Annotated in this window: 3 protein-coding genes; 2 read left to right on the top strand and 1 reads right to left on the bottom strand. The window is 64.5% G+C overall.

Features of this window, described 5'->3' with window-relative positions; genetic code table 11:
* Positions 1–228 precede the first annotated feature (228 nt).
* Positions 229–816, bottom strand: coding sequence for a dihydrofolate reductase family protein (locus tag EN935_RS30715; protein ID WP_127263507.1), 588 nt, complete (start codon positions 814–816; stop codon positions 229–231).
* Positions 817–970: 154 nt separating this feature from the next.
* Between EN935_RS30715 and EN935_RS30710 the strand changes: the two genes are divergently transcribed.
* Positions 971–1,387 carry a helix-turn-helix domain-containing protein gene (locus tag EN935_RS30710; RefSeq protein ID WP_109660790.1) on the top strand — a complete coding sequence of 139 codons (417 nt, stop codon included), beginning with the start codon at positions 971–973 and terminating at the stop codon, positions 1,385–1,387.
* Between the two features lie 123 nt (positions 1,388–1,510).
* Positions 1,511–2,547: DNA polymerase IV (gene dinB, locus EN935_RS30705; protein ID WP_127373948.1), on the top strand; the 1,037-nt coding region annotated here is incomplete at its 3' end.

Raw genomic sequence — 2,547 nt, 5'->3', positions numbered from 1 at the left:
GGTCAGTGCCGTCCAATGGGTGTCGTTGTGGTCGATGATCGCTTGCGGGCTGGTCAGCCTGCCGGCATTGGCGGCGATCGCCGCGTAGTGGTTCCTGTTTGCCTCGCTCTGCGTGCTCGCCATGATGATCTCCCTGGTTACGGATCGCGGGCTGCGCGACCTTCCAAAGCCAAGGACGAACGGGCGGACAAGAAAGATACGTCGGAGCCCTGATTTTCTGTCTCTGCCTCACCCCACCGGCGCATAGCTGTTGACCACCATGCCGCAGGCATAGGCCTTCGAGCCGAGCAGCGCCAAGTTTTGGAAACCGCCCTGGTCGAAGATGCGGCGTCCGGCACCCAGCACCGCCGGATTGATGAACAGCTGGAACTCGTCGACCAACCCGGCCGCGATCAGCGCCGAGGCGAACCCGGCGCCGCCGAACACCGCCATGTCGCCACCCTCGCCCGCCTTCAGCGCATTGACCTCGCGCGGCAGGTCGCCGCTGGCGACCCTTGTGCGCTCCCATACCGAGTGCTTGAGCTTGTCGCTCAGCGCCACCTTCTGGGCGTCGACGACGCGCTGCGCAAAGGCATAGAACGGGTCGCGCGGAAATTTCTTCGCCGCATTGCCCCAATGGGTAAGATACCCCTCCTGCACCATCTTGCGGCTGAGCAAAATGGTGTCGATGCCGGCGAAGACGGCGTTGAAGTCCTGCTTCAGCTCGTCGTCCCAGCCGCTCTCGTCACCCCATTCCCAAAGCTGCCAGGGATGGTCCTCATTGGCGCCGACAAAGCCGTCGACCGACATCTGCATCTGAAGGATCAGCTTTTTCATCATCGTTCTCCTCGGTTTGTCCCGGCTCAAAGCGTGCAGGCGAAATTGCGGGGCAGCGAGCGGCATGGTCAGCGTTAAATGGTTTACATTCGGAACTATTGACGCAAGACTAAAATGATGTCAATAGTAAAGTGATTTAAAAATGGAACCATAGATGTCGACGCGCGAAAAATCCGGCTGCCCGATCAACCTGTCGCTCGAACTCGTCGGCGACCGCTGGACGCTGCTCATCATCCGCGACCTGGTTTTCGCCGGGAAAAGGCACTTTCGCGAATTCCTGCAATCCGACGAAGGCATCTCGTCACGCACGCTGGCCGAGCGGCTGCAGACGCTGCAGGACGAAGGCATCCTCATTCGCAGCGACGACCCGACGCATGGGCTGAAGACGGTCTACCGGTTGACCGAGGCCGGCATCGACCTGTTGCCGGTGCTGGTGACGCTCGGCGCCTGGGGCAGCAAGCACCGCAAGGCCGACGATCATCTGGCGCGGATCGCCGACGAGCTGGCGGCCGGTGGCGAGGCGGCGCTGGAACAGATGAAAGCAGCGCTGCGGGCGGATCATATCGTCTAGGTGGCGGGGCTCAAGCCGAGCCGGCACTGCTCTTTGCTGCACAAATCGCTCGCAGCTTGACAATGATCCGCCTTTGTTCTCTATTTGTTCCGGTCTATCAGCAACTGCGGATGTGCGGTCGGGATGGAAACGACAGCCACCATCCTGCATGCCGATCTCGACGCCTTCTACGCCTCGGTCGAGCAGTTGCTCGACCCGTCGCTGCGCGGCAAGCCGATCGCGGTGGGCGGTGGCGTTGTGCTCGCCGCCTCCTACGAGGCGCGCGCCTTTGGCGTGCGCGGCGGCATGCCGGGGCGCAAGGCGCGCGAGCTCTGCCCGCAGCTGATCTTCGTCGGCGGCAATTTCAGCGACTACCAGCGGCTTGGCGACGCGGCGATCAAGGTGCTCGACGATTTCACGCCGCTGGTCGAACGCATCTCCATCGACGAGGCCTTTGCCGACGTCGCCGGCTGCACGCATTTGTTCGGCTCGCCACAAGAGATCGCCACAACCATCCGCCGCCGCGTGCGGGCCGAACTCGGCCTGCCGATCTCGATCGGCGTGGCGCGCACCAAGCACCTGGCCAAGATCGCCTCGCAGGTCGCCAAGCCCGACGGGCTGGTGGTGGTCGAGCCCGGCACGGAGATCGCCTTCCTGCACGACCTGCCCGTCGGGCTGATGTGGGGCGTCGGCCCGGCGACTAAGGCTCGGCTGGCGGAAATCGGTGTCGAGACCATCGGCCAACTGGCCAGGACGCACAGCAGCGCCTTGACACGGCTGCTCGGTCCGGCCGCCGGCGAAAAGCTCGCCGCGCTGTCATGGAACCGCGACCCGCGGAAACTCGAAACGCATCGCCGGGCGCGCTCGGCCGGTGCCCAATCGGCGCTCGGCCAAAAGCCCGCCGTGGCTGATGTCATCGTGCCCACTCTGCTGCATCTGGCCGACCGCGTCGCCAGCCGGCTGCGCGCCAAGGCGCGGCCCGGCCGCACCGTGACGGTGCGCGTGCGCTTTGCCGATCTCAGCGCCGTCACCCGCTCGATCACCCTTGACCAGCCGATCTCGGCGACCACGATGCTGGCCGAGATCGCCGGCGATCTGGTGCGCGGCGTGCTCGCCGACCACCGCCAGGAGAAAACGATTTCGCTGCTGGCGATCTCGGTGTCGCATCTCGAGGAAAGCTT

Source organism: Mesorhizobium sp. M7D.F.Ca.US.004.03.1.1, from assembly GCF_003998635.1.
Classification (GTDB): Bacteria; Pseudomonadota; Alphaproteobacteria; order Rhizobiales; family Rhizobiaceae; genus Mesorhizobium; species Mesorhizobium loti.
This window is presented reverse-complemented; position numbering and strand designations above follow the sequence as displayed.

Coding starts and splice junctions, on each gene's coding strand:
- EN935_RS30710 (WP_109660790.1), top strand. CDS start 971: ATGTCGACGCGCGAAAAATCCGGCTGCCCGATCAACCTGTCGCTCGAA.
- EN935_RS30715 (WP_127263507.1), bottom strand. CDS start 816: ATGAAAAAGCTGATCCTTCAGATGCAGATGTCGGTCGACGGCTTTGTC.